This is a genomic window from Streptomyces ossamyceticus, assembly GCF_001418475.1.
GTDB lineage: Bacteria > Actinomycetota > Actinomycetes > Streptomycetales > Streptomycetaceae > Streptomyces > Streptomyces ossamyceticus.
Genome location: NZ_LIQX01000901.1, coordinates 1 through 6,379 on the forward strand (window position 1 = coordinate 1; position 6,379 = coordinate 6,379).

Sequence of the window (6,379 nt, forward strand, 5' to 3'; positions counted from 1 at the left end):
GGCAGCCTCGCGTGGGGTCGGAAGCCCGGGTCGGGCGGCAGCCTCGCGTGGGGTCGGAACTTCGGAACCGGCGGCGGCCACCCGCGAGGTCGGAACCTTTGGCCGGGCGGCAGCCTCGCACGTGGCCGGGACCCCGAGTGTCGCCGGAGCCCCAGGTGGGCCCGAACCCACAGGTGTGCCCCGAGCCGATGGGCGGCACGGAGCCGAAGGTGGACCGGGAGCCGAAGGTGGACCGGGAGCCGCAGGGGTGCCCCGAGCCCCTGGTGAGCCGTGGTCCGGCCCGGCTGTCGTCCTACTCCGCAGGCGCGAAGGTGTCCGTGGCCGCCGTGCTGCTCTGTGTCGCCGCCTCGGCTGCCTCCGCCGGGCTGCATGGGGCGGATCTGCGGCGTGGACCGGTTCCACGGCTGGCCGAGCGGTACGCGCCGGTCACCGCTGAGGTCGAGCTGACGTCCGATCCCCGGCTCACCCGCCCGCGGATCAACGGCAATCACGCCACCCCGACGGCCGTGCTCCTCCAGGCCGAGGTCCGGAGGGTGAAAGGCCCGGACGGGGCGGTCGTGGACACGCGGACGCCGGTGCTGGTGATCGTCGACATGGCACGGAGGTCGTCTGCGGGAGAAAGGGGCCGTTCGCCGTGGCTCACGCTGCTGCCGTCGACGCGGGTGCGGGTGGCCGCGCAGGCCGTGCCGGCCCTGGCCGGGGGAGACAAGGTCGCGGCGGTGCTGCGGGTGCGAGGGGGCAGGCCCCCTGAGGTGGTGGAGGAGGCGAGCGCGCCACAGCGGTTCGCGGGGCGGTTGCGGGAAGGGCTGCGTGAGGCGACGGACGGGCTGGACGGGGATGCGCGGGCGTTGTTGCCGGGGTTCGTCGTGGGGGACACCTCGCGGGTCCCGGCCGAGTTGGACGAGGCGTTCAAGGCGACCGACCTCACTCACCTCCTGGCGGTAAGCGGCGCCAACTTCACGATCCTGCTGGCCCTGTTCATCGGCCCACCAGGGCTCGCCCAGCGGGCGGAGCGGCGGGGACTCGCGCCCCGGCTGGGGATCCCGCTGCGGGCGACCGCGCTGGTCGGCGGTGCGCTGACGCTCGGCTTCGTGATCGTGTGCCGGTCGGAGCCGAGCGTGGTGCGGGCGGCGGCCTGCGGGTCGATCGCGTTGCTGGCCATCGTGACGGGACGCCGTAGATCGCTCGTGCCCGCGCTGGCGACGGCCGTGCTGCTGCTGGTGCTGTACGACCCGTGGCTCGCCCGGAGTTACGGCTTCCTGCTGTCCGTCCTGGCGACCGGGGCGCTGCTCCTGCTCGCCCCGCGGTGGAGCGCGGCGCTCCAGCGGCGTCGGGTGCCGCCCCGCCCGGCCGAGGCGCTGGCGGCGGCGGGGGCCGCACAGGCGGTGTGCGCGCCGGTCGTGGTGGTGCTGTCGGCGAAGGTCAGCCTGGTGGCGGTGCCGTGCAATCTGCTGGCGGAGGTCGCCGTGGCGCCGGCGACGGTGCTGGGGTTCGCCACGCTGGCGGCGGCGCCGGTCGCGATGCCCGTCGCCGAGTGCATCGCCTGGTGCGCGAGTTGGCCCGCAGGGTGGATCGCGGACATCGCGCGCACGGGGGCGTCCCTGCCGGGGGCGGGGATGGACTGGCCGGGCAGCTGGACCGGCGCGGCACTACTGGCCCTCGTCACGGTGGTGGCGGTGTTCGTCGGGCGGCGCATGGTGGGCCGCCCGTGGCTGGTGGCGGCCTGCCTGGTGGTGTTCCTGCTGGCCGTGGTGCAGCCGCCGCCCCTGACCAGGGTGATCACGGGATGGCCGCCGCCCGGTTGGCGGTTCGTGATGTGCTCGGACTTCCCTGTTTGATCTACGTGTTGAAGCTGATCGAAGAGGGGCTGAGCGGTGGCAGGTTGGCAGGTTTACTGGGTTCCGAGGCGGCCGGTCGCGGTGCCGGATGGGGTGCCCGTGCTGGCGGGGTTCGGTGACCTCGCCGAGCGGGAGGAGCGGGTGGGGATCCACCCGGGGGACCCCATTCTGCTGTCTCCGGATTACCGGATCGACGAGTTGCTGTGCCTGTACCTGTGCCGTTCGTCGTTTGTTCGTCTGATGGATTCGACGAAGGAGGACTACACCGAGGACTACTGTCTTCTCTTCGACTTCTTATGGCTGCGGGGGAAGAGCTGGATTGAAGCGACCGCAGATGACCTGTGGGACTTCGAGGACTGGAGAACACGGTCACCGCGCAATCCCCAGAAGGTCGGCGGAGCACGCTGGAATCGCGGGCTTGCGGCTTTCGCGAAGCTTTATTCGTGGGCGACCAAGTCGGAATGGATAGCTGTCAATCCGGTCGAGATGCGGCAGACGGTCGGTCGTTATGGAGAGGCGATCGAGGTGCCGGCGGGCAGGTCGAAGAACGCCAAGTCCAGCAACGTGCACTGGCTGACCCCGCGGGCTTTTCGCCAGTGGGTGGAGGTGGGCCTGCGCGGTTACGGCGCCGATGGCGTCCCGGAGCCCGGCTGGGCGGGGCGGATGGAGGACCGCAATGTGGCCTTCGCCGAGCTGCTGTTCTCCTCCGGTGCACGGCTGACGGAGGGCGGATCGTTGCTGACGATCGAGGTCCCGCGTTCGGCCTTGCGGGCCCGTCGCTACTACTCGGGTCGGCTGGCGAAGGCGGTCACGAAGTCGAAGCGGCCGAGGACGTACTACGTCGCCGCGCCGGTGGTCGGCCTGATCGAAGGCTATTCGGAGTCGATGCGGGCGGCAGCGGTACGCCGCGCGCAGGCCAAGGGCCGGTACGACAGCCTGCCTGAGCGGAAGCTGGTCACCAGGATCACGGGGCGGCGGAAGAAGGTGCTGCACTGGGTCGACCAGGACGGTGTCATCGGTGAGACCGCGCTGAACGACGCCACGGTCGAGGAGCGGATGACGCTGTTCACCGAGGGGCCCGCGGGTCCGGAGCCGTTGTGGCTGTGGCTGAACGAGTCCGGGCTGCCCTTCCACCCGGAGTCCTGGGAGAACGTCTTCCGGGGTGCCTCGAAGCGGTGCGAGAAGGTCCTGGCGGGAGTCGTGAGCGAACCGCCGTTCTGCACGCCCCACATGTGCCGGCACTCGATGGCTCTCTACATGCTCGTCGTGCTGCATCACATCGTTGACCTGCGGATGGGGCTGACCCCGGAGGAACGACGCGACTTCCGCCTGCTCTACGGGGACCCGTGGCGGATGGTGCAGGACCTGTTGGGTCACGCCGAGTTGGAGACGACCCGCGAAATTTACCTCGCTCCGGTGTCTGACCTGCAGCTTCGCTCCTTGCTCGCCGAACCGGTCGAGGTGGAGGAAGGCGACGGCGTCACGGTGACGCAGAAGCGGGTGACTGACCTGCTGACCCGGCTTGCCCAGGAGAGCGAGGGCATCCAGGACCTGGAGGAGAAGCTGGTGGTGCGGCAGTGAGCCGACGCGGGCGCAAGGCCACCCTGCCCGACGAGCCCCACCACCGTCCGGCCGTCCTGGCCGAGGACGGCCTGCGGGTCCGCCACCTGGACAAGGCAGGCATCGTCCGTGACTACGACTTTGCGACGCTGTCCGCGCCGCCGGCCATGCTCCGGTCCTTGGCCGTGCTGTTCGCCGCCCGGTGCGCCCCCGGCGGGGGCTGGGACTCCACCGACAGCAGCTTCGGCACTTGGCGTGTGCTCACCGCGTTCGCAGACTTCCTCTCCAAGCAGGAGCGTCCGCCGCAGGACATCGGCGAGATCACCGCGGCCTTGTGGAAGTCCTGGCGGGTGAGCCGGCCGGACACCGCCACCGGATACAGGGAGATCAAGTCGACGGCGAACTTCCTGCAGCAGGACGTACGGCTTCCGCAGCCGGTCCGGAAGGCGATGGCCAAGCGGATCGCCCGGGTGAAACCGAAGGAGAAGGCATACCAGCCGCAGGAGTACACCGAGGTCCGTGTCACGGCGAGGCGGATGTTCCGGGCCGCGCTGCTGCGGGTCCGGGAGAACACCGGGCACCTCGACGCATGGCGCAAGGGCGCCTTCGAGTTCGGCAGCCGGGAGTGGCTGATCGGTGAGGCCCTGGACACCCTGGCCTCGACCGGCCATGTTCCCCGCTACCAGCAGGCCAGCACCGGCAAGATGGTGGTGGTCAACCGCTACCGACGGGCCCTGGGCGGCGCCAAGCCGCTGCTGACCTGGCAGCGGCTCTACCTGACCCGCACCGAGATCACCGCGCTGGCGGTGCTCCTGGTGACCGAGCAGGGGCTGAACGCCACCGTGGTCGCACGGATGCCAGCCCCGCGGGCGACGCCGAACTCCGGGGAGAACGGCGGGTTCCCCATCTACAGGCTTGAGCTGGAGAAACGCCGCCGCAACAGCGGCCACCACCATGAGACGCGCAACCTCACCGACTTCGGGGCCGACTCTCCGGGCCGACTGATCACCGAGGCCCTGGAGGCCACCGCACCGGCCCGGGAGTTCGTCACCGCCGCCGGGTCCGACCTGGACCGTCTGCTCATCTGGCGCGAGGGTCATGCCAACAACGGGCGCGTGGACCAGGACACTCCCCGGGTGGGGCCGTTCGGCCTCGGGCTGGCCGATGCCGCCGGCACCGACTGGGCCCGCCAGACGGAGCTCGCCGGGTCGCCGATGCGCCGCATGCGCAAGACGGTCAACGTCGTGCACCGCCGTGAACCGGGACAGAACAGTCAGGACACCTTCGACCGTGTCTACGCCCTGACCGAACCGCAGGTCCAGCAAGGGGCCGTCCCGGTGATCGCGGCCGGCGCGAACGCGGCGGTCGATGCCGCCCGCCGGACGGTCTTCCTCGCCAAGCTCGGTGACACCCCGGAAGGTGACGGGCAGGAGACCGCGACCACCGACTGCGACGACTACGAGAACAGCCCGTTCACCCCGCCGGGCACCGGCTGCGGCGCCTCGTTCCTGCTCTGCACCGCCTGCCCGAACGCCCGCGTTCATCCCGGCCACCATCCCCGCCTGGCCTATCTGCACCTCGCCCTGGAAAGTCTGCACAGCATCCTCGAGCCGGAGCTCTGGGACGCCGAGTGGAGCGATGCCCATGCCCGGCTGGAAGACCTCCAGCGCCGCATCGGCGAGGCCGCCTGGAAGGCCAAGCTCGCCGAAGCCACCGCCGAGGATCGCGAGGTCATCGACCAACTCCTGAACGGACATTTCGACCTGTGACAACCGCGTACGCCGAGGCGCCGTTCATACCCGGCCCGGACACGCCCGCCATCGAACCAGCGCTGGTGGTGGCGAGCTACGTCGGCGCCGCCGCCCTCTACGGCGACCGTGTCTGGCCCCTGGCACCCCTCGTCGACAACCCGAGCGCGGCCCGGGAGAACGTCCTCTGGCACAAGTTCCCGCAGGCCATGCGGGAGGAGTTCCGCTACATCGCATGGCACATGGTCAACCGCGCACTGCCGGACACCTTCCGCATCGGCAAGGCGCCGTCCTGGCGAACCCGGCAGGGCGCCAGCGCGCTCTACCGGACCCTCCTGAACTGGCGGGCCTTCGCCCGCTGGCTCGGCAAACGCGGCATCACCACCCTGGCCGACTGCACCGAGGAGGTCTTCCACGACTACGGCCTCAGCCTGGCCCGGGCCCCGAAGGCCAACGGCTCGACGGTCGGCCATCAGCTGGTCGCGCTGACCCGGCTCTGGGCCTTCGACGAAGGCACCGCGCTCCCGAGAGGGATCGCCGAGCCGCCCTGGGTCAGCAAGGGCCGCGACGACTACCTGCCCGCCGCCACCGCCGTGACCGGCGAGAACAGCACCGAACCGCTGGACCCGGCCACCATGGGGCCCCTGCTCATCTGGGCCCTGCGGGTCATCGACGACTTCGCCGACGACATCCTCGCCGCCTGGGCCGAGAACCGCCGCATCACCGCTCAGGCCGGCCAGGCCGTGGGCACCCGGGAAACGCTGGTCGCCGTCAAGCGCTACCTACGTGGCCTGGCCGAGCACGGCCGCCCCGTTCCCGCGCACCACCTGCCCGGCGGCCCGCAGTTCGCCCGCACCTACATCTCCAGCCTCACCGGGGCCCCGACCAAACAGATCGACAACGTCCTGAGAACCAAGAAAATCCGAGCCCTGAAGCAGTACCTGGACAGCAACCCCGGCAGCTGCCCCATGTCCGTCCCGGTCACCGGGCGGGTCGAGGGCAAGCCCTGGAAACAGGCCCTGGACTTCACCGAGGCCGCGTCTCTTATGCGGCATCTGGGCACCGCCGCATTCATCGTCATGTCGTATTTGACTGGAATGAGACCCCAAGAAGTTCTCGGCCTGCGGACCGGCTGCTGCCCAGACCCGCACTCCGGACAGCACCTGAGCAACGGGCACACCTACAAGACGGCCACCGACGAGAACGGCAACCACCGATCCGAGGGCGAACTCC

Annotated in this window: 2 protein-coding genes and 2 pseudogenes; all 4 read left to right on the top strand. The window is 70.5% G+C overall.

What is annotated here, in order from left to right:
* Positions 1 to 188: 188 nt before the first annotated feature.
* A pseudogene (locus AOK15_RS40320) lies at positions 189 to 1,820 on the top strand (ComEC/Rec2 family competence protein); the annotation flags it as partial.
* Between the two features lie 99 nt (positions 1,821 to 1,919).
* On the top strand, positions 1,920 to 3,419 hold the full coding sequence (locus AOK15_RS40325) for a site-specific integrase (protein WP_063799119.1): 1,500 nt from the start codon (positions 1,920 to 1,922) through the stop codon (positions 3,417 to 3,419).
* On the top strand, positions 3,416 to 5,167 hold the full coding sequence (locus tag AOK15_RS40330; RefSeq protein WP_055524119.1) for a hypothetical protein: 1,752 nt from the start codon (positions 3,416 to 3,418) through the stop codon (positions 5,165 to 5,167). The genes AOK15_RS40325 and AOK15_RS40330 overlap by 4 nt, the downstream gene beginning before the upstream one ends.
* A pseudogene (locus tag AOK15_RS40335) lies at positions 5,164 to 6,379 on the top strand (integrase); the annotation flags it as partial. The gene AOK15_RS40330 and the pseudogene AOK15_RS40335, both read left to right, overlap by 4 nt.